Here is a 20,815-nt window from a genome sequence, read left to right as displayed (position 1 = left end):
TCGCCTATCGGACAGTGCGGCCACCGGGGGGTTCTGTCAAGCGTTCCCTACCCGGAAGAAATCGGTACCATATACCCACTAGGGGTATATCTCTCCAGCAGGTGTTCCCCTGGCCCACCGAGTGGCTCTGCGAGCCCTTGCGCGTTCCTTGGAGGACGGGATGACGACCGCCGGCACCGACGCGGTGAACGAGCCGCTGCCTCCCACGGAGCCCGCCGTGGTCACCGACCACGACCGCGGTGTGCACGGCTACCACAAGCAGAAGGGCGAGCACCTGAAGCGGCTGCGCCGCATCGAGGGCCAGCTCAGGGGCCTTCAGCGGATGGTCGAGGAGGATGTGTACTGCATCGACATACTCACCCAGGTCTCCGCCTCCACCAAGGGCCTCCAGTCCTTCGCGCTCCAGCTCCTTGAGGAGCACCTGCGGCACTGCGTGGCCGACGCGGCGCTGAAGGGCGGTGACGAGATCGACGAGAAGGTCGAGGAGGCCACGAAGGCGATCGCCCGCCTGCTGCGCACCTGAGCCCGGGGCCCGTCGGCCGCCCGGCCGGGGGGCGCAGAGGTGTGCCGGAACCGGCCCGGGTGGGGGCGCTCAGGCGCCCCGGGCGCCGCTCAGCAGCCGAGGCCCTGGGCGACGAGCCGTTCCTCGGAGACGCCCAGCACCTCGTCGATACGGGCCGCGCTGAGACGTTCCTCACGGGCGGTGGAGGCGGCGATGATCAGATCCCCGCACAGCTCTATCTCGGCCAGGGCGATGACATCCTGCACCGCCGTTCCCAGCACCGGAGCCACGCGCCTCACCCCTCCACGCCGCCATGGGCTCTAAGGTCCAGTCGTCCCACTCGCGGCGGGGCAGACGGGAGCGCGACGACAGGCCCCAAGCCTAGGCAGCACCCCACACACCGCACATGGCACGGATGGACCATTTCCAGCCCCCACCCACCCCCTCCCTCCGAACCACCCCCACCAAGCAACCCCCGAAATAAGGGGCGCGGGGAACTGCATAAGGGGCGCGGGGAACTGCGCAATCAACCACAACGAACCCCCAGCCCAGGAACGAAACCGCACCCCCCCCCCAGGGGCGCGAGGAACTGCGCGACCAACCACAACGAACCGCCACCAATCCCCACAACCCCGGCCCCCCCCCAGAAGGGGCGCGGGGAACTGCGCACCCAACCACGACGAACCCCAGCCAAGAAAGACACCGCACCCCCCACCCCGGCCCCCCAGCCGAAGGCCCCCTCAGGGCCCCTGAACACGCCCCGTATAAATCTCCGCGGCCTCAGGCAACGCCACTTCGGCCCCCGCCCCGAAGTCATAGAGAAGAACAACGGACGTCACCTCGACGGGCCGCGCCCCCTCCCCGTTGTCATAACTGAACCGATGCCGCAGCTTGCGAATGCGCCCGTCCCCGTCGAGATACACGTCGAACGGAACCCGGGTCCTGGAGAACCCTTTCGCCGCCGCGGCGAGCGACGCCCCACCTGACCCCTCCCCCACGGCCCGCGCCGCACTCCCCAGATCGGCGACCCCCCGGAAGTGCCGCACCCGCACCCCCGCGAGATCCACCGAGCCCACATACGTGACCTGCCCGGCGCCGCGCAGGATCTGCGCGGCGGTCAGCGGATCGGTCGCGCCGCCCGTCACCAGATTGCCGTCGGTGAGCGACGCGGTGTCGACCCGTACCCACTTGTCGTCCGGCACCCCCGCGCCCCTGTGCTTCATGTAGAGCGCGCCGGGCGCGAGCAGTTCGGTGATCGGGCGGTGCTCCTCGGTGCCGCCAGGGTCGGGCGGCAGCAGCACCTTGAGCCTGCCGGTACGCGCCCGGTAGTCGTAGACGCCCTCGCCCCTGATGGTGACGCGGGTGCCGCCCGAGGCCATCTCCATCGCCGTGCGCGCCTTCGACGTGCCCTGCTCGACCAGGACCGCCGCGGCGGCCCGTACCGTCTCCGCGGAGCCGCCCACCGTCCCGCTGCCCTGCTCGGCCGCGCCGTCGCCCGAGCAGCCCGCGGCGCAGGACACCAGCCCGGCCACCGCCGCCGCAGTGACCGCCGCGGCGCCCCTCCGCCCGCGGGGGCCCCGGCACTCCCCCGTCCTCGCACCAACCCGGCCGGGGGTCCCCTCGTCCGCAGGAGACCCCACTCGCCATGCCGCCATCGCCCGCCAACCCCCTGCGCCGGTCCGTTCCCGTGGTCCCTCTCGCTCAACGACCGCCCGCGCCAGCCGTCACGCCGTACCTCACCCGGCCGCGCGCGCGTACGGTGAAGGGGTGGCGCAGCAGGACGATGTGACAGGGCCCCGTACCGTCGAAGGACACCGCACGAGCACGGCGGAGGCGGGGCGCTTCTGTCTCGCCCGGTGCAGTTGCGGCTGGCGCGGCCCCGCCCGCAGAGCGCGCAGCAAGGCGCGTTCCGACGTCGAGGCGCATCTCGCGGACGCCGCGGGGGCGCACGGGGACTGAACACACGGCCCGGCGGGGGCCCGCACCGCCCGCCGTGCTTCCCCGCGCCCCGGAACCCCGCGTGTCGCAGGCGTCGTCTCGTTTCCCTGGGGAATCAGGAACCTGACGGTGGAGGCGGCATGGAGCGGGGCGTGATGGAACGGCGTGCGTTCATGGGGGCGGGAGCCGCGGTGCTGGCGGGCGCGGGGTTGGCGGCGTGCGGCGGCGGGGGCGGCTCGTCCGACGGGGCGAACGGGGACTCGCACCCGCCATCGGGCTCGAAGTCGGCGGGGCCCTCGGGGCCGCCCGCGCCCTCCGTGTCCGCGCCCGCCGACCTGGCCGCGCTCGGCAAGGGCCTCGACGGGAGCCTGGTGCGGCCGGGCGACGACGACTGGACCAGCGCGGGCCAGCTCTACAACACCCGCTTCGACGGGCTGCGGCCGGCCGCCGTCGCGTATGTCGCGGGCGTCGACGACATCCGTACCGCGCTCGCCTACGCCAGGGCCCGTAAGACACATGTCGCGATACGCAATGGCGGGCACTCCTACGCGGGCTGGTCGTCGGGCGACGGGCGGCTCGTCGTCGACGTGTCCCGGCTCTCCTCGATCCGGGTCAGCGGCTCGGAGGCGGTCGTCGGGGCCGGGGCCAAGCTCATCGACGTCTACCGCGCCCTCACCGCCAAGGGCGTCACCATCCCCGCGGGTTCCTGCCCCACCGTGGGCGTCTCGGGCCTCACCCTCGGCGGCGGCCATGGCGTCGCCTCCCGCGCCTACGGGCTGACGTGTGACAACCTCACCGCCGCCACCGTGGTCACGGCCGACGGGCGGCAGCTCCACGCGGACGCGAAGGAGAACTCCGACCTGTTCTGGGCGCTGCGCGGCGGCGGCAACGGCAACTTCGGGGTGGTGACCGAGCTGCGCTTTCGCACCCACCCCGCGCCGCAGGGCGTCACCGCCTATATGTCGTGGCCGTGGAGCAGGGCGGCGGACGTGGTCGCCGCCTGGCAGGAGTGGGGCCCCGACCAGCCCGACGAGATATGGTCCGCGCTCGACATCGAGAACGCCGCGGGCGGCGTGCCCGGCATCACCGTCTCGGCGTTCTCGCTGGGCACTTACGGCGAGTTGCAGAACGCGGTCGACCGGCTCGCGGACCGCGCGGGCGGCCCCGCGAGCAGCGTCTCGCTGAAGCGGCGCTCGTACGAGGACTCCATGGAGGTGTACGCGGGCTGCTCCACGTACAGCGGGGAGCAGTGCCATCTGCCGGGGCCCACGGCGGGCCGCAGCGAGGGCGGCGCGCTGAAGCGCGAGACGTACGCGGCACGCTCGGACTTCTTCGACCGCTCGCTGTCGAAGGACGGCATCCAGACCCTGCTCGACCACCTCGCCTCGGTGGACTCGGGCACCGGAAGCGTGGCGCTGACCGCGCTCGGCGGCGCCGTGAACCGGGTGGCGCCCACCGCGACCGCGTTCGTCCACCGCAGGTCCCGGATGCTGGCGCAGTACGTCGCGTCCTGGCAGGCGGGCACCTCCGGCACGGCCGCCGGGGACTGGCTCGACCGCACCCACGGCGCGATGCGCCCGCACGCCTCGGGCGCGGCGTACCAGAACTACACGGACCCCACCCTGAAGGACTGGCGCCCGGCGTACTACGGCGACGCGGCGAGCCGCCTCGAACAGGTCAAGCACCGCTACGACCCGGACGGCTTCTTCACGTACCCGCAGGGCATCTGATACCCGCAGGGCACCTGAGCCACCGCGCGGCCGCTGCCCCGCCGCCGGGCGTCCGGCGCGCGGGAGGCCGCGGGCCGCCGTGGCGTGCCGCGGCCGGGTCCGAGCCCGGGGTCAGGCGGCCAGGTCGCTCTCCCTGGGCCCGCTCTGGTCCCGGTCCGGGTCGCAGGGCGCCGGTGCCGGTCTCTCCGCGGGCTCCCCGCGGCCGGTCGCCGGTGACGACGACGGGCCGCGCTCCCGGGAGGTGGTGAGCCGGGAGAGGCGGGGGGAGCGGCCGAGGGCGCGGGTGAGGGGGGTGAGGGCGGCGGCGGCCAGCGGGGCGCCGAGGAGGGCGACGGCGGTGCCGAGGGCGAGGCCGCCGATCACGTCGGTCGGGTAGTGCACGCCGAGGAAGACCTGGCAGAAGCCGTCGGCCAGGGCCACCACGATCCCGGCGAGGCCGAATCTGCGGTGGGCGACGAAGAGCCCCGCGGCCATCGCCATGGTCAGCGTGGCGTGTGTGCTCACAAAGGAGTAGCCGCCCTGGCCGCCCGCGAGCACATGGACGCCGTCGTGGGTCGAGGCGGGGCGGGGTCTGCCGACGAAGTCCCGTATCGGGACGTTGACCAGCACGGCGACGCCCGCGCCGATGAGGGACCACAGGACGGCCGCGGCGGAGGTGGCCGCCGCCTCCGGCGTGGCCGCGGCCCGGCGCTGTGTCCACCAGCAGCCGAGCACCAGCAGCGCCATGACCGCCGGGAGCCCCCAGAGCCCCGCGAACTCCACGGCGCGGGCCAGCCAGTGGGGGGCGTCGTGGCCGAGGCCGTTGATGTCGTAGAGGAAGTCGACGTCGGGGTTCGACCCGGACGCTGCGAGTCCAGCCATGGCCTGCGGCCCCTTCGTCTGCTCTGCTCGTCGTTCATGTGGCGCACTTCGCCGTGCGCCCTTCCACCGGCCCCCGTGGTGTGCGTCCGCCTCAGCAACAGGAACGCACAGTCAGGTTCCCCTCGTTCCGCTCTCTACCGGATGATCACGCAGACGTTATCGAAGAGAGACTCGTCTTCGCAGTTCAGACGGACCGTGGCGGACGGCTCCCGGCACGGGTGCGCCGGGGCTACGCACCGCTCGGGGCGTGGCGGCGCTGGCGCGCGTACGGCCCTCATCGGGCACCCGCCGCGCCCAGCACCCCGGGCCGCCCGGAGGGCGAGCCGCCGCCGGACGCGCTGGACTCGTCGGATGTGTCGGACGCGGGCGTCTCCGCCGCGTCGGTCGCCGAACCTGACGGCTCCTCCGACGCCTCCGACGTCTCCCCCGAGGAGGGAGACGAGGCTGGTGACGAGGGGGACGCGGGGGCGAAGGGCGGCTCGGTGGAGGGCCCGTCGGACGGGAGCGCCTGGGCGCCCGCGCTGGTGACCCGGGTCGCGCCGAAGTAGTCAGGGGTGTCGACCGGGTCGAAGCGGATCACGGCGCCCGGCCTCGGCGCGTCGATCATGTAGCCGCCGCCGACGTAGATCCCGACGTGCCTGATGGCCCGGGAGTTGCTGAGGTCGTCGGAGAAGAACACCAGGTCGCCGGGGAGCAGTTCGCCCCGCGCGGGATGCGGGCCCGCGTTGTACTGGTCGTTCGCCACCCGGGGCAGCTCCACGTGCACGGAGTCGTACGCGGCCTTCGTCAGCCCCGAGCAGTCGAAGCGGCCGCCCTCGGCGCCGGTGCCCGTGCCGCCCCACAGGTACTCGGTGCCGAGCTTCTTCTGCGCGTAGTAGATCGCGCCCGCCGCCTGCTGCGACGGCTGGAGCCTGGTCACCGGCTTCGCGAAGCTCTTCTCCAGGGTCGTGATGGTCTTCACGTAGTTCTGGGTCTCGCTGTACGGGGGCACGCCGCCGTACTTGATCACCGCGTAGGCGCCCGCGTTGTAGGCCGCGAGCATGTTGGCGGTCTGGTCGCCCGGGGCGTCCTTCACATAGGAGGCGAGCTTGCAGTCGTAGCTGGCGGCGGAGGGGATGGCGTCGTAGGGGTTGTAGACGTCCTTCTTGCCGTCGCCGTCGCCGTCGACGCCGTGCGCGGCCCAGGTGGACGGGATGAACTGCGCCATGCCCTCCGCGTCGGCCGCGCTGCGGGCGTTGGGGTTGAAGCCGGACTCCTGGTAGAGCTGCGCGGCGAGCAGCGCGGGGTTGATGGCGGGGCAGAGGTTGCCCCAGTCCTCGACGCTCTTGCGGTACGCCGCGGGCACCGACTCGCCGTCGAGCGCCACGGTGCCGCCGCCACCGCCGCTCTCCATGCTCCCGGCCACCAGATACGTCCCGACCATGAGCAGCACGACGAAGCCGAGCCCGCCACTCCCGGCAAGGCCCGCCACCAGCCAAGCCTTACGCACCGTCAACCGCCCTTCGCCCCAAGGCAACAGACCCCGGCAAGTGTAGGCGGAGCGGGGCGCCGCCCGCCCGGCCATCGGGGCAGCGTGGCCGGACTCGCACCCTGCGGCCTGGGGCGCACGGGGCGGCCGTGGCTGCCGGGGGCCGTTGGGGGCCGGGAGAAAACCGGGAGGGGTCCCGGCGCATCGCGCATAGAGTGAACGGGCCCCGGGCCAGGGGCGCGTGGCCTGGGGGGCGCGGTTGACGTATGTCCGCGGTGCTCGGACCGTGGAACGTACAACCAGGTGGAGACGGGGGACGCGCCTGGCCGTGTCCCCGGGGACCGGGGGGACGCGATGGCATGGGACAAGCGGGACGGCACGGGCGCGTCCGGGGACGGCGAGGGCGGTGGCAGAGGCAGCGGAGGCGGCGGGGGCTTCGGACCGCCCCCGGGTGAGAGCGGCGGCTTCGGGCCCCCGCCGGGCGGCTACGGCGGCGCGGACGGCTCCGGCGGCTCCCAGGGGGCCGGCCCGGGGTACGGCTACGGCGCGCCCGGCGGCCCGTACGGGGGCGGCCCGGGGGGTTACGGGTACGGCGGCGGGGGCTACGGGCAGGGGCCCGGGGGCTATGGCCAGGGCTCGGGAGGCGGGTTCGGCGACGGGGGCGAGGGCTCCGGGTACGGGGCGCCGCCGCCGATCCAGCTTCCGACGGTCACGCCCGGCCCGCCACCGCCGCCGCGGGGCCCCGCGGACCCGCTGCGCGCCACGGCGGTCGCGCTGCTCAACCTGAGCGGCCTCGGCATCGGCTACGCACTGCTGCGCCGCTGGTTCGCCCTGGCGGTCTGCCTGGTGGCCACCGGCCTCCTGCTGCTGCTCGCGCTGCCCGCCGACCCCGACGGCGTCGCCCCCGGCGTCCTCGCCGGATACGCCGCCGTGCTGGTGGTCGCCGCGGTGCACGGCGCGATACGCGCGCTGCGCTCCCCGCTGGCCTGGCCGCCGCAGGCGCCGGTGGCGGCGCTGCTCGGCCTGGTGCTGCTCGCGGTGCCGGTCAGCGGCGCCTACCTCTACGACGGCGCCCGCGACGAGGCCACCCAACAGGCGCTCCTTGACCGGCTGCACGACGCCGACACCCTCGTACAGAAGGCAAAGAACCAGCCATTCACGTCCGTCAAGGCCGACTACGCCAAGGCGCTCGACACCTACGGCGACATAGACGGCGGCCACCGGGACTCACGCGCGGGCAAGCTCGTCCCCGACCGGCTCGACGCGTACTACCGCGCGGTCGGCGCACCGTACGACGACAAGAAGTACTGCGACGCGATCGACCCGCTGAAGTACCTGCGCAACGTGCCCGACACGATCGACGAGAAGACCCTCGGCGCGCTCGCCGACTGGCCCGACGAACGGCTCGCCACCTCGCTGTACGAGTGCGGCGCGGCCGACATCGGGGTGGACGCGCACGCGGAGCCGAAGAACGGCGACCTCGCCGAACTCCTCACCACCTTCCCCGAATCGGGGCAGGCGGCGAAGGTCGAGCCGGCCTTCAAGGCGGCCATCGACGATGCCGCGGGCGACGTCAAGGGCGACGACCCCTGCGCCGCCGCCACCCGGCTGCGCACCCTCGACGCCCAGGCGTCCGCGCTCGCCGACGACGCGGGCGACGGCAAGGGCGCCCTGAACGACGACGCGGGCAGCGCCCGCGGCAAGGTGCCTGGCGGCACCTACGCCTGCGGCGTCGACGAGTTCAAGAAGAAGGACTTCGAGTCCGCCCTCGACACCCTGAACGGCTTCGTCAAGGACTACGGCAAGGACAAGAACGCCGCGTCCGCCAAGCGGATCGCCATCGCCGCCGAGGTCGCCCAGGCCGTGCCGGGCGCGGGCGAGCACCTGCCGTCGGCGGACAAGGGCGGCAGCATCCCCGTCACCATCGAGAACGACAGCCCCGACACCATCGAGGTGCTCTACACCGGGCCGGTGACCGGCAAGCTGACGCTGAAGCCGTGCGGAAGCTGCTCGCACTACTCGGGCGAGGCGGAGGCCGCGCTCGACGCCTGCAAGGACAGCGGCAAGCACTACCCGTCCAAGACCCTCCACCTGCCCGTCGGCACCACGTACTTCCTGCACAAGCCGACCTCGGGCAGCGCGGGCAGCGACACCGCGAAGATCGAGTCCGGCTACACGTACACCGAGTGCGCCTATGTCGTACAGGGCTACGGCAGCGGCGGCGACGGCAGCGGCGACGGCTACGACTCGTAACCGCTCTCCCGCCTCCGGACTCCGGCGTTCCGGAGCCCGGGGGCCGCGCCGTCCGCGCGGCCACGCGCCCGGAATCCCGCGCCAGGACGGCCCTATCCCGTCACCCGACCCCGAACGATGAGGCAAAGGTCACGCCCCCCGCACCCGGCGTGTTCCCTTTTCCTCATTGCTCGGGGTCCACTCGCGTGATACACAGAGTGACGATACGTTCATTCGCACATCGGTCCGCGTCCCGGCTCGGCGCTGGCGCGCCCCACGAAGGCGCCCGCTGACGGCCCACCAGAGGCGCCCCCGTACAACGGTTCCGTACGAAACCCGCCAATCGCTGACGTCAAGTCGACATACGCAGGCATCATTGTCGGTGAGAATGGACGCGACCTCTGCGGATGGCAGGGGGAGTGAAACTACCCAACAGGGGCGGTGAGTTACATGCTTATGGCAGCCGAAAAGGGCGACATCACCACCATCATCGGCGGGATCGCCCCGGACTGGGGGCCCTTCGGGAGCCTGGGCAGCGAAGCACGGGTCATGATCGAGGTCGTGATGGCCGTCGCCATCCTGCTCTGTCTCGGTATCGCGATCTGGGGCGCCGCGAAGCAGCGCATCGGCGCCACGGCGCTGCGCGACACCTTCAGCGCGGAGCAGGGCAAGGGCCTCATCATCGCCGGGCTCACCGGAGTGTTCATCATCGGCTCGCTCGGCACGCTCTTCACCATCGTGTACGGCATGGCCGTGTAGCCCGGCGCCTCGGCCGGGCCGCCGAGAGCGGCCGAAGCACCGTCACCCGGGCACCGGGACCCCTTGTTTCCACCAAGTCCCCCCATTTACCCGATCACCCCACTTATCCCCTCCCGCCCCTCCGTTGCTTCTCCCGCCTCTTCCTTCCTCCCTTACTTCCTCAACCACCTCCCACCCCACCCGTCCCGCCTGCCCACCGGCCGAGGTTGCGTTTCCCTGATGTCGAGTCACCACACCACGCCCCTGCGACGGCGCGCACGGCTACCGTCGTACTACGGGGTCGGGCAGACGGCTGAAGGGGCGAACGCGGCATGAGTCTGGGCGATGACCACGGGTACGGGGGCGACCCCGGGCGCGACGGCGAGGTCGGCGGCCGGGGGCAGACCCGTACCCGGCTCCCGGAGCGCGGCGGCAGCAGCGCGCGCCCCGCACGCACCTCTCCGCGCGGTCTGGTCACGATCGTGGGCGTGGCGGTCCTGCTGATCGCCGCGATCGCGTTCGCGAACCGTGGTGGCGGGGATTCCGGTTCGTCGTCCGACGACAGCGCCAAGCCCCACACGGCCCCCACGTCCGCCAGCGGCGACCGCCCGGTCCCCACCGACTCGGGCGGCATTCCGGCGGGGTTCTCCCATGACGAAAGGGGGGCGCAGAGTGCGGCGGCGAACTATGCGGTGGCGTTGGGGTCGGCGGACATGTTCAACAAGGGCAAGAGAGACGGCATCCTCCAGTCGATCATCACCCCCTCACGAGTGAGCGACTTCAAGCAGTCGCTGGACAAGGCGTACTCCGCCGACTTCGACAAGGCCCTCGGCCTTGAGTCCGACGGCTCGGCCCCGAGCGGCTACACCTTCGTCTCCCGCACCTCGCCCATCGGGACGAAGACCGCGAGCTACTCGACGGATCGCGCCACCGTGAGCGTCTGGTGCGAGGGGCTCCTCGGGCTCGCCGGGGAGAAGTCCACCAACCCCGTCACCAACAGCTGGTTCACCATCAGCATGACGATGGCGTGGACGGGCCAGGACTGGAAGATCATCACGCACTCGCAGAAGGACGGCCCCACGCCGGTCCCGGGTGACGACCGGGCCTCCGACTCCGACGAGATCGCCAAGGCCGTCGAGGGGTACGGAGGGTTCACTTATGCGCGCTAACCACCGCGGCGCCAAGCTCGCGGCGGCGGTCGCAGCCGTCCAGACGGTGGTGATCCTCGCGGCCACCCGGGTTGCCGCCGCTCCCGATCCGAGCAGCGACCCCTGCGACCTGATTCACGGCCCCGCCAAGGACTACTGCTCCCGCGACGACTCCGGCAGCGGAGGCGGCGGAGGCGGAGGCGGCACCCTCCCCCCCGGCACCTCCAACCCCCTCGACCCCCTCTCCTCCCTCGCCAAGGGCTGCTCCGACGCCGCCTCCTGGACCATCGGCAAGCTCAGCGAGGCCGTCGAGAACACCGCGAACGTCGACTTCACCAACCCCAAGTTCCTCCAGCAGTACGCCGTCGTCTTCGCCGCCTCCACGGTGCTGACCCTGCTGCTGTGGCTGCTCGCGGTCGCCAAGCGCGCCGTGCGCGGCGTCCCGCTGACCACCGCGCTCTCCGAGGCCGTCGGCTTCCTCTGGCTGACCGTGCTCGCCTCCGCCTTCACCCCGCTGATCCTCTACACGGTGGTGTCCGCGACCGACGGCGTCACCGAGGTGCTGTCCAAGACGACCGGCTCCCAGACGGACGTCTTCTTCGGCTCGTTCTCCTCCGCGCTCTCCAAGGGCGACGGCATCGGCGGCGGCCCGATCATGCTGATCGTCGTCTCCTTCGTGTCGATCATCGCCGCGGGCGTCCTCTGGCTCGAACTCGTCATCAGGGCCGCCCTCCTCTACGTCGGCGCCCTCCTCGGCACGGTCGTCTACGCGGGCCTCGTCGACAAGAACCTGTGGGGCCACGTACGCCGCTGGGCGGGCATCATGATCGCCGTCATCCTGGTGAAACCGGTGATCGTGATCGTGCTCGGCCTCGCCGGCGCGCTCAGCGACTCCGACGACGGCCCCGGCGCGTTCTCCGCCGTGGTCTCCGGACTCGCCATCATCCTCCTCGCGATCATGGCGAGCGCCGTGATCTACCGCTTCGTCCCCGGCTTCGGCGACGAGATCGCCAACGTCCGCAGCAACCGCATCCACCAGGGCGCGGAGGGCCGCGCCGCCGCCGTCATCAGCTCCCCCGCCGCCCTCGTCTCCCAGGGCATCAAGACCCACAGCGCCCGCGGCGCCGAGGACTCCGGCGGCCAGGCGAGTCCCGCAAAACCAGCCAACCCGGCCAGCGGCGGCATGGCCGCGCACGGCTCACGCGGCGGCGACACGCCCGCGGCGCCCCCGCCGCGCAGCAGCCCCCTGAACACCCCGCACGCCGCCACCCGCAGAGGCGGCTCGGGAGGCAACACCGGCAACACTTCAGGAGGTGACGGGCGTTGACGACGGAGCCACACGTTTCGCAGTTGTCCCACCCGGTCTCGCCGCGCCGCACGTATCTCATCGGCCGTGCGCGGCCGAACGCGATCGTCGGCCGCAACCGCGAGACGGGCGAGATCGCGCTGATCATCGGGGGCGCGTTCCTCGGCATGATGTGCGGGCTCCTCGTGCCTGTGCTCAGCCTGAGAATCGTGCTGCTGATGGGCTTCCCGCTGCTCGCGCTCGCCGCGGTGTACGTGCCGTACAAGCGGCGCACCTTCTACCGCTGGTTCGAGATCAACCGCAGCTTCAAGCGGCAGGCCAGGCGGGGCGCCACCTACCGCTCCGACGTGGCGGAGGCGGGCACGGCGCTCGACGGCCGCGAGGTCGAGGTCGGGCCGCCGCCCGGCATCGGCCGCATCTCCTGGCTCGCCGCGCCCTTCGGCCCCGACGAGATCGCCGTGCTGCTGCACGCCGACCGCAGGACCGTGACCGCCGCCATCGAGATCGAGGGCCCGGGCGTCGGCCTCCGCGACTCGGAGGACCAGGAGGCGCTGGTCGACCGCTTCGGCACGCTGCTCAAGCACGTCGCCAACGGGGACGGCTTCGTCACCCGGCTCCAGATGCTGGCCCGCACCCTGCCGGCCGACCCGGACGCGCACGCGAAGGACGTCGCGGCCCGCGGCGACGACCGCTCGCTCGTCTGGCTCCAGCACTCCTACGACCAGCTCCAGTCGATGGTCTCGACGAGCAGCGAGCAGCACCGCGCGTACCTCGTCGCCTGTATGCACTACAACAGGGACCTCGCCGCCGAGGCCCAGGCCATGGCCAGGGCCGCCAGAAACGGCAGGGGCCGCAGGCTCGACCGGGACGCAGGACTCGCCGTGGTGATGGCGCGTGAGCTGACCGACATCTGCTCCCGGCTACAGGAGGCCGACATCCGGGTGCGCCAGCCGCTCGGGCAGAGCAGGCTCGCGTCCCTGATCCACTCCATGTACGACCCCGACCACCCGATCGACCACATCCAGGCCATGTCGGAACGGAACGCCTGGCCCGCCGAGCTGGACGCCATGGAGCCCACCTATCTCCAGGCCAAGACCCGCGAGTCGACCACCAGGGAGCCGTGGTGCCACGCCACGGCCTGGGTCAAGGAGTGGCCGATGACCCCGGTCGGGGTCAACTTCCTCGCCCCGCTGCTCGTTCACACCCCGGACGTGATCAGGACGGTCGCCGTCACGATGGATCTCGAACCGACCGAGATCGCCATCGAGCGCATGCTGACCGAGAAGACCAACGACGTGGCCGAGGCCAGCCGCGCCGCCAAGATGAACCGCACCGTCGACCCCCGTGACATGGCCGCCCACAACCGTCTCGACCAGCGCGGCGAGGACCTCGCCAGCGGCGCCGCCGGGGTGAACCTGGTCGGCTACATCACCGTCTCGTCCCGCTCCCCCGAGGCCCTGGCCAGGGACAAGCGGACCATCCGCGCCTCGGCCGGGAAGTCGTACCTGAAACTGGAGTGGTGCGACCGCGAGCACCACCGCGCCTTCGTCAACACGCTTCCGTTCGCGACCGGTATCCGCAGGTAGGGGCTGATGTTCTGATGCGAGACCCGCTGTCGATGCTCACGGAGGCGTTCACCGGCTTCCTCTTCGGGAAGGTGGAGACGACCAGGCTGCCGGTACGCACCTCCACCGGCCAGGCCCAGGCCGTCTACCTGCCGACCGCAGCGCCGGGACTCGGCGACTCCGGTGTGATCATCGGGCGAGAGGTGTACTCCGGCAAGGGCTACATCTACGACCCGTTCCAGCTCTACGGCCAGCAGCTCCCCGCCCCGCACTGGCTGGTGCTCGGCGAGTCCGGCAACGGCAAGTCCGCGCTGGAGAAGACCTACGTCCTACGCCAACTGCGCTTCCGCGACCGGCAGGTCGTCGTCCTCGACGCCCAGGGCGAGGACGGCGTGGGCGAGTGGAACCTGATCGCGCACGAGCTGGGCATCACCCCCATCAGGCTCGACCCCACCGCCGCCCTCGACCACGGCATCCGGCTCAACCCCCTCGACCCGGCCATCACCTCCACCGGACAGCTCGCCCTGCTGCGCACCATCATCGAGGTCGCCATGGGCCACGGCCTCGACGAGCGCTCCGGCTTCGCCCTCAAGGTCGCCCACGCCTTCGTCAACGAGACCATCGTCGACCGCCAGCCCGTCCTCACCGACATCGTCGAGCAGCTACGCCACCCCGAACCCGAGTCCGCCGAGGCCATGAACGTCGCCATAGACGACGTAAGGGCCTGGGGCCTCGATGTCGCCCTGGTCCTCGACCGGCTCGTCGACGGCGACCTGCGCGGCATGTTCGACGGCCCCACCACGGTCGGAATCGATCTCGACGCGCCACTCATCGTCTTCGACCTCTCCCACATCGATCGCAACTCGATCGCGATGCCGATCCTGATGGCCATCGTCGGCGTCTGGCTGGAACACACCTGGATCAGGCCGGACCGCAAGAAGCGCATCTTCCTCGTCGAGGAGGCGTGGCACATCATCAACTCGCCCTTCGTCGCCCAGCTCTTCCAGCGCCTGCTCAAGTTCGGCCGCCGGCTCGGACTCTCCTTCGTCGCCGTCGTCCACCACCTGTCCGACGTGGTCGACGGGGCCGCAGCCAAGGAGGCGGCGGCCATCCTCAAGATGGCCTCCACCCGCACCATCTACGCCCAGAAGGCCGACGAGGCACGCTCCACGGGACGCGTACTCGGCCTGCCGCGCTGGGCCGTGGAGATCATCCCGACGCTCTCCCCCGGCATCGCCGTCTGGGACGTCAACGGCAACGTCCAAGTGGTGAAACACCTCGTCACCGAGACCGAGCGCCCCCTCGTCTTCACCGACCGCGCCATGACCGAGTCCGCGCCGCGCCCCGACGACGCCCTGCGCGCCGCCGAGATCGAGGCCGAGGAGCGCGCGGCCGCCTTCGTCGAACAACGGCTGACCGACTCCCCCGAGTCCACGGTGGCCTGAGGGGTGCCCTGACATGCGGGACCGCAAGCGCGACCAGGGCCGCCGCCGCAGGCCACAACCCGCCCCTGGGCCCGGCCACGGCAACGGCCCCGAGCACGGGCAGGCGTACGAGCACGACCCCCGCGGGGCCGGAGCCCCCGGCATCCCGGACGACCACTACGAGCGGGACGACCGCTACGGGCGGCGCGAGGGGCGCTACGAACACGAGGGGCCCCACGGCCGCTACGAGCAAGACGGGCGAGACGGGTACTACGACCCCGACGCCCCGGACGGCCTCGACGCCCCGGACGACCCCGACGACTGGTACGACGAGCCCCCGCGCCGCCCCGTCCCGCGCCCCCGCGCGCGGCGCCCCGGCCCCGAGCCGGAGGCCCCGCGCCGCGGCGGCGTCCCCGACGGACTGCTGGTCGGCTTCCTCGCGTTCCTGCTCGGCATCACCGCCCTCATCTGGACGGCGACCGGCCTCGCCGGGCTCTTCGCGCACGGCTCCTGGCCGAAGGGCGTCACCTTCGCCCACACCCCCGCCGCCGTCCGCCAGCTCATCGGCAGCCCCCACGACCTAGCGGGCGCCTGGCCCGACACCCCGCCGACGCAGCTCTCGGGTTACGGCCTCATGTGGGGGCTGCTCATCGGCCAGGTGATGGTGGCGCTTGTGCTCGCGCTCTTCGTCATGGGCACCGTCACCCGCTGGCGCGCCGTCAGACAGCGCGCACGCCGCGCCCGACAGCGCCCCGCGCCCGCCGCGCGCCGCCGCGACCCGTACGAGCGCCGCCCCGCGCCCCGCAAGCCCGCGCGCCCCACCGCACCGCGCCCCCACGGCGGCCACCAGGCCCCGCCCGAGACGCCCCTGCGGGCAAAGAGCGAGGCGGCCCCACGGCCGACCCCCGAGCCGCCCCCGCCGACAGCGCCCGCCCCGAGCGACCCCGTACCCGTGGAGGCCGCCCCCGCCGCCCCCGTCGCCTCACCGGCCCCACCCCGCGGCACCGTCCTCGGCCCCGTCGAGGTGCGCCGCCCCGCCGCGCTGCGGGCCGTACGCGACGCCGAGGGCCCCGCGCTCGTGATCACCTCCGACACCGCCCTGTGGGAGGAGACCAAGGACGCCCGCGCCAAACTGGGCCCCGTACTCCTCTACGACCCCACCCACCTCTGCGAGACCCCGGCGCGCATGCACTGGTCGCCAACCGCCGGGTGCCAGGACCGTACGGCCGCCGGCGCGCGCGCCGTAGCGCTGCTCGCCCCCGTGCGCCCCAGCGCGAAGATCGACGCCGCCGTGGTGGACACCGCCCACACCCTGCTGCGCTGCTTCCTGCACGCCGCCGCCGTGGACGGCCGCCAACTGCGCCATGTGCACCGCTGGGCGCAGGGCAAGGGCGTCCAGGACGCGGTACGGGTGCTGCGCACCCACGCCAAGGCCGCGCCGGGCGCCGCGGGCGAACTTGAGGGCGCGCTGACCGCACACCCCGAACGCCGCGACATCGCCCAGCAGCTCATCGCCCGCGCCCTGTCCGCGCTCGGCTCCGTCCACATCAGGGACTCCTGCACACCGAGCCGAAGCGACGCCGCCGCGCTGGATTCCCTCGTCGCGGAAGGGGGCACGCTCTATGTGGTGGGCGAGGCCATCGAGGAGCCCAAGTCCCGCCCCGAAGCCATGCCACTGCTGACGGCACTGGCGGCAAGCGTGGTCGAGCACGGCCGGAGCATGGCCGAACGGTCATCCGCCGGTCGGCTCGACCCACCACTCTCCCTCGTCCTCGACGACGTGGCCGCGGTCGCCCCGCTCCCCCAACTCCCCGCGCTCCTCGCCTCGGGTGCGGAACAGGGCCTGCCCACGCTCGCCCTGCTGCGCTCCCGCGAACAGGCCAGGTCCCGCTGGCCCGACTGGCCGACCGACCAACTCCCCACCTGACCCGACCGGTTCCCACCGGCACCCGGCAGCACCCGGACACCGAAGCGCCGGAGCGCACGCCGCCTGCGTACGCCGGGCGCGCGCTACACCCGCGCCCCCGACCACGCCGCCCACAGCGCCGCGTAACCGCCCCCTGCGGCGACCAGTTCCTCGTGGGTGCCCTGCTCGACCACGAGGCCCCGGTCGACGACCACGATCCGGTCGGCCCGCCGCGCCTGAGTCAGCCGGTGCGCCACGACCAGCGCCGTACGGCCCTCAAGGGCGCGCTCGGCCGCCGCCTCAAGCGCCCGTGACCCGGCGCTGCCCGCCTCCGCTGTCGCCTCGTCGAGCACCGCGACCGGCGGGTCGGCCAGCACCAGGCGCGCCAGCGCGAGCTGCTGCTCCTGTACGGGGGTGAGCCGCGCGCCGCCCTGTCCGACGCGGGTGCCGAGCCCGTCGGGCAGCGCACGCGCCCAGCCGAGCGCGTCGACGGTCTCCAGCGCCGTGTGCAGCGCCGCGTCGTCGGCGTCGGGCGCGACAAGGCGCAGGTCCTCGGCGAGCGTGCCCGCGAAGACGTGGGTCTCCTGGCTGACCAGCGCCACGGCCCCGCGCAGCGTCTCGTCCGGCAGCTCCTCGTACGCCGTACCGCCGAGCAGTACACGCCCCTCGGTCGGCCGGTGCACCCCGGCGACGAGCCGCGCCAGGGTGCTCTTGCCCGCGCCTGTGGTCCCGACGACGGCGACGCGTTCCCCGGCGGCGAGCCGCAGGTCCACGGGCCCGAGGACCCGGTGCCCCGGCACATAGCTGTGCCCCACCCCGGCCAGCTCGACGACGGCGCCCGTACCCCCGCCGCCGACGGCCCCCGGGGCCCCGTCGCCCGCAGGCGCGCGGCGCGGCAGCCTGGCGAGCCCGACGACCCGGGTCGCCGCGGCCCCGGCGGACTGCGCCTCGTCGAACGACGACAGCAGCCCGTTGATGGGGTCGAAGAGCCGGTGGAAGTAGAGTGCCGCGGCGCTGGCCGCGCCGATCCCGACGGCGTCGGCCCGTACCAGCGCGTATCCCACGACGAGCAGGGCACTGAGGCCGACCCACTCGGCGCCGTTGAGCTTGCCGAAGAACCGCGTCGCGATCTGGGTGGCGCGCAGCGCGAGGTCCCGGGTCACCCGCGACTTGGCGCCCACGGCCCGCAGCCGGGCGGGGCCGAGCCGGAACGCGCGCACCGTGTGGGCGCCGTCCACGGACTCCAGGATGGTCTGGGCCTGCTCGCCGAGCGCGAGCCGTTCGCCGCGCCGCACCGGCCGCCCGTTGCGCAGCAGCCACCGCAGCGCGTACACCTGCAACGGCACCACGAGCAGCGAAGCGAGCGCGAAGCGCCAGTCGAGCAGCAGCAGCGCGACCAGGGTGAGCCCGATCTCCAGCACGGCGGCGGCGAGCTGCGGCACCAGCGACCGTACGGCCTCCGCGAGCGTCGACACGTCGTTGCTGACCCGCGAGACGAGGTCGCCGGAGCCGGACTTCTCCAGCCGTTCGAGCGGTGTCTCGACGGCCCGTTCCAGGGCGCTCTCCCGCACCCCGGCCAGCACCTCCTCGCCGGTGCGCGCCACGAGCGCGCTGCCCCAGCCGCCGAAGGCGGCCTGGGCGAGGCAGGCCAGGCCGACGAGCAGCACGGGCGCGGTGATCGCGGACGTGCCGTGGCCGCCCTCGGCGACGAGGTCCACGACCCGGCCGAGCCCCCGCGGCACCACGAGCCCGCCGACGACCCCGGCCACCACGAGGACCAGCGCGAGTACGGGCCGCAGCGGTGCGGCCCGCAGCCGTGCGAGGAGTTCGGCCCGTACCTCGGCCGCGCTCGCCGTGGGCAGCAGCTCCCGCGCCCCCGCGCCCGCCGTGTCGGGCGCCTGCCGCGCCGCGGGCACCGCGGGACGGCCGCCGCCCGTCTCCGGTGTGCTCTTGGACTGGGTGGTCACGCCATCACCGCCGTGCGGTACGAGACCTCGCCGTCGGTCAGCTCCCGGTGGGTGCCGTCGGCCCGTACCACGCCGTCGTCGAGCAGGAACACCCGTTCACACTCCTGGAGCAGGATGGGGCTCGTGGTGACGAGCACGGTGGTGCGGCCGGCCCGCAGGGTGACGAGCCCTTCGGCGATCTTCGCCTCGGTGGCGGCGTCGACGGCGGTGGTGGGCTCGTGCAGGACGAGCACCGGGGGGTCGGCGGCGAGTGCCCTGGCGAGTGCGACCCGCTGCCGCTGGCCGCCGGAGAGGCTTCGGCCGCGCTCCCCGACGGTGCTCTCGGCGCCGTGCGGCAGCGCCTCGACGACCTGGTCGGCGTCGGCCGCCGCCATGGCCGCGGCGAGGTGCGCGGCGTCGGCGTGCGGCGCGGTGCCCGGGTCGTCGCCGCCTTGTGGTGCCGCGACGTTGTCGGCGACGGTGCCGTCGAAGAGGTCCCCGTCGTGGTCGGCGACGAGCAGGGCGGCGCGGGCCGCGTCGAGCCTGAGGTCGCCGAGGTCGAGTCCGTCGAGTTCGACGCGGCCCGACTCGGGCAGTACGCGCAGCGCGAGGACGTCGAGCAGGGCGGCCGCCGTCGCGGGGTCGGGGGCGGCGATGCCGACGGTGGCCCCGGCTGGCACGCTCAGGTCCACGCCGTGCAGCGGCCCGCCGGAGACGGCGCGCAGGGTGAGTTCGGCGGGGGCGGGGCGCTCGGGTGCGGGGGTGTCGAGGCTGCCGCCCTCGGTGGCGTAGGGCGCGGCGAGGAGTTCCGCGAGGCGCCTGGCAGAGCCGCGGGCCCTGGCCCGTACGCTCATCGCCATGCCGAACCTGTTGCTGGGTCCGACGAGGAACTGTGCGAGCCCCACGGAGGCCACGAACTCGCCGACGGTGATGGTCCCCTCGATGGCGAAGCGGGCCCCGACCCAGGCGACGACGGTCAGGAAGAGCCCGTTGAGGAGCAGGGTGACGGCCTGGTATCCGGCCTCCCAGCGCGCGGCGCGCACGGTGGCCGCGAGCGAGGCCCTGCTCGCCGCGCGGTAGCGCCGCACCCCTGCGGCCTCGGCGCCGAGGCCCTTGAGGACGCGGATGCCGCGTACGAGGTCGGCGGCGGTGCCGGTGGCCCGCGCGACCTGCGCCTGTTCCGCGCTGCCGCGCTCGCTGAGGGGTTTCGCGAGGAACCGGGTGGCCGCGAGCAGCGGTACGAGGCCGCACAGGACGAGCAGCCCGAGCGGTACGGAGGTCATCAGCAGGGCCACGGCGCCGAAGACGAGGGCGGCGACCCCGCTCGATCCGATGACCCAGGCGCGGTTGCCGAGGCCGATGCGGAGGGTGTCGGAGGTGGCGGTGGACAGCAGCGAGCCCGAGCCCTCCGCGCCCTTGGCGAAGCCGCGGGGGTCGAGGATGCGGGCCACGGCCGCCATCCGCAGCACATGGGCGGCGCCCTGGCTGCCGCGCCTGTTGTAGCGTCCGCCGAGCCGCATGCTGCTGGTGAGCACGAGGAAGAGCGCCCCGAGCAGTGCTGTCCACAGCACCAGGTCGGATATGTGTCCGCGGCGCACGGCGTGGTCGACGATGACACCGATCAGCACGGGGACGGCCGCCTCGCACATCTGGTGGAGCGCGGTGAGCGCGATCGCGGCCCTGATGGGCCGGCGCTGCTGCTGGTACGCCCAGCGCAGCACCCCGCGCTCGGTGGGCTCAGGGCCCTCGCCGATGTCGTACGGGGAAGACTCCTCCGCCGGCTCCACAGGTCTCCCCTGCACTGCCTCACCACCCGCTGTATGTGCCGCAGATACCACGAGCACCTTACGCCAGCGCCTCGGAGGCGAACCCGAGCCCTTCGACCGCACTTCCGGGAACCGTCAGAGAACGCAGAAGTGCCCCGCACCGGCTCCCCAATCAGGGGCCCGTGCGGGACACTTCTTCACAAAGAGTTCGGCGGTGTCCTACTCTCCCACGAGGTCCCCCTCGCAGTACCATCGGCGCAGAAGGGCTTAGCTTCCGGGTTCGGA

Annotated in this window: 16 protein-coding genes and 1 rRNA gene; 10 read left to right on the top strand and 7 right to left on the bottom strand. The window is 73.2% G+C overall.

Features of this window, described 5'->3' with window-relative positions:
- The first annotated feature begins 160 nt into the window (after nt 1–160).
- Nucleotides 161–523, top strand: a complete 363-nt coding sequence (locus tag ACIBIW_RS19355; protein ID WP_399337678.1) for a metal-sensitive transcriptional regulator — start codon at nt 161–163, stop codon at nt 521–523.
- An 89-nt stretch (nt 524–612) separates the two neighbouring features.
- On the opposite strand, the gene ACIBIW_RS19350 is transcribed toward ACIBIW_RS19355, so the two are convergent.
- Nucleotides 613–801: a hypothetical protein gene (locus ACIBIW_RS19350; protein WP_399337676.1), complete on the bottom strand. Its 189-nt coding sequence runs from the start codon at nt 799–801 to the stop codon at nt 613–615.
- A 441-nt stretch (nt 802–1,242) separates the two neighbouring features.
- Complete coding sequence (locus ACIBIW_RS19345; protein WP_399337674.1) at nt 1,243–2,034, bottom strand: hypothetical protein; 792 nt, start codon at nt 2,032–2,034, stop codon at nt 1,243–1,245.
- 235 nt (nt 2,035–2,269) lie between these two features.
- Between ACIBIW_RS19345 and ACIBIW_RS19340 the strand changes: the two genes are divergently transcribed.
- Together ACIBIW_RS19340 and ACIBIW_RS19335 are read left to right on the top strand one after the other, a co-directional pair.
- Nucleotides 2,270–2,461 carry a hypothetical protein gene (locus tag ACIBIW_RS19340; RefSeq protein WP_399337672.1) on the top strand — a complete coding sequence of 64 codons (192 nt, stop codon included), beginning with the start codon at nt 2,270–2,272 and terminating at the stop codon, nt 2,459–2,461.
- 134 nt (nt 2,462–2,595) lie between these two features.
- A complete protein-coding gene (locus ACIBIW_RS19335) occupies nt 2,596–4,170 on the top strand; it encodes an FAD-binding oxidoreductase (RefSeq protein ID WP_399338365.1) in 1,575 nt (524 codons plus the stop codon).
- A gap of 111 nt (nt 4,171–4,281) precedes the next feature.
- Here ACIBIW_RS19335 and ACIBIW_RS19330 read toward each other — a convergent pair whose 3' ends face one another.
- Nucleotides 4,282–5,031, bottom strand: a complete 750-nt coding sequence (locus tag ACIBIW_RS19330) for a phosphatase PAP2 family protein (RefSeq protein ID WP_399337670.1) — start codon at nt 5,029–5,031, stop codon at nt 4,282–4,284.
- A 274-nt stretch (nt 5,032–5,305) separates the two neighbouring features.
- Nucleotides 5,306–6,526, bottom strand: coding sequence for an NlpC/P60 family protein (locus ACIBIW_RS19325; protein WP_399337668.1), 1,221 nt, complete (start codon nt 6,524–6,526; stop codon nt 5,306–5,308).
- Between the two features lie 327 nt (nt 6,527–6,853).
- Between ACIBIW_RS19325 and ACIBIW_RS19320 the strand changes: the two genes are divergently transcribed.
- From ACIBIW_RS19320 to ACIBIW_RS19290, 7 genes are all read left to right on the top strand, one after another.
- The gene (locus ACIBIW_RS19320) at nt 6,854–8,752 is read left to right on the top strand and encodes a hypothetical protein (protein WP_399337666.1); all 1,899 of its coding nucleotides are present in this window, start codon (nt 6,854–6,856) and stop codon (nt 8,750–8,752) included.
- 429 nt (nt 8,753–9,181) lie between these two features.
- Nucleotides 9,182–9,490: a hypothetical protein gene (locus ACIBIW_RS19315; protein ID WP_399337664.1), complete on the top strand. Its 309-nt coding sequence runs from the start codon at nt 9,182–9,184 to the stop codon at nt 9,488–9,490.
- Nucleotides 9,491–9,801: 311 nt separating this feature from the next.
- On the top strand, nt 9,802–10,638 hold the full coding sequence (locus ACIBIW_RS19310; protein ID WP_399337662.1) for a hypothetical protein: 837 nt from the start codon (nt 9,802–9,804) through the stop codon (nt 10,636–10,638).
- A complete protein-coding gene (locus tag ACIBIW_RS19305) occupies nt 10,628–11,944 on the top strand; it encodes a hypothetical protein (RefSeq protein ID WP_399337660.1) in 1,317 nt (438 codons plus the stop codon). Before ACIBIW_RS19310 ends, ACIBIW_RS19305 begins: the two co-directional genes overlap by 11 nt.
- Nucleotides 11,941–13,509 carry an SCO6880 family protein gene (locus ACIBIW_RS19300; RefSeq protein WP_399337658.1) on the top strand — a complete coding sequence of 523 codons (1,569 nt, stop codon included), beginning with the start codon at nt 11,941–11,943 and terminating at the stop codon, nt 13,507–13,509. Before ACIBIW_RS19305 ends, ACIBIW_RS19300 begins: the two co-directional genes overlap by 4 nt.
- Nucleotides 13,510–13,523: 14 nt before the next feature.
- On the top strand, nt 13,524–14,933 hold the full coding sequence (locus ACIBIW_RS19295; RefSeq protein ID WP_399337656.1) for an ATP-binding protein: 1,410 nt from the start codon (nt 13,524–13,526) through the stop codon (nt 14,931–14,933).
- Nucleotides 14,934–14,946: 13 nt separating this feature from the next.
- Complete coding sequence (locus ACIBIW_RS19290; protein WP_399337654.1) at nt 14,947–16,839, top strand: type VI secretion protein; 1,893 nt, start codon at nt 14,947–14,949, stop codon at nt 16,837–16,839.
- A gap of 83 nt (nt 16,840–16,922) precedes the next feature.
- On the opposite strand, the gene ACIBIW_RS19285 is transcribed toward ACIBIW_RS19290, so the two are convergent.
- The 3 genes from ACIBIW_RS19285 to rrf all read right to left on the bottom strand — a co-directional run.
- Nucleotides 16,923–18,785: an ABC transporter ATP-binding protein gene (locus ACIBIW_RS19285; protein ID WP_399337652.1), complete on the bottom strand. Its 1,863-nt coding sequence runs from the start codon at nt 18,783–18,785 to the stop codon at nt 16,923–16,925.
- Nucleotides 18,782–20,566: an ABC transporter transmembrane domain-containing protein gene (locus ACIBIW_RS19280; protein ID WP_399337650.1), complete on the bottom strand. Its 1,785-nt coding sequence runs from the start codon at nt 20,564–20,566 to the stop codon at nt 18,782–18,784. Before ACIBIW_RS19280 ends, ACIBIW_RS19285 begins: the two co-directional genes overlap by 4 nt.
- Before the next feature lie 170 nt (nt 20,567–20,736).
- Nucleotides 20,737–20,815, bottom strand: a 5S ribosomal RNA gene (gene rrf / locus ACIBIW_RS19275); the annotation flags it as partial.

It is taken from the genome of Streptomyces sp. NPDC050560, from assembly GCF_044457285.1.
Classification (GTDB): Bacteria; Actinomycetota; Actinomycetes; order Streptomycetales; family Streptomycetaceae; genus Streptomyces.
The sequence above is the reverse complement of the archived record's forward strand: the minus strand, read 5'-3'. Positions and strand labels throughout refer to the sequence as shown.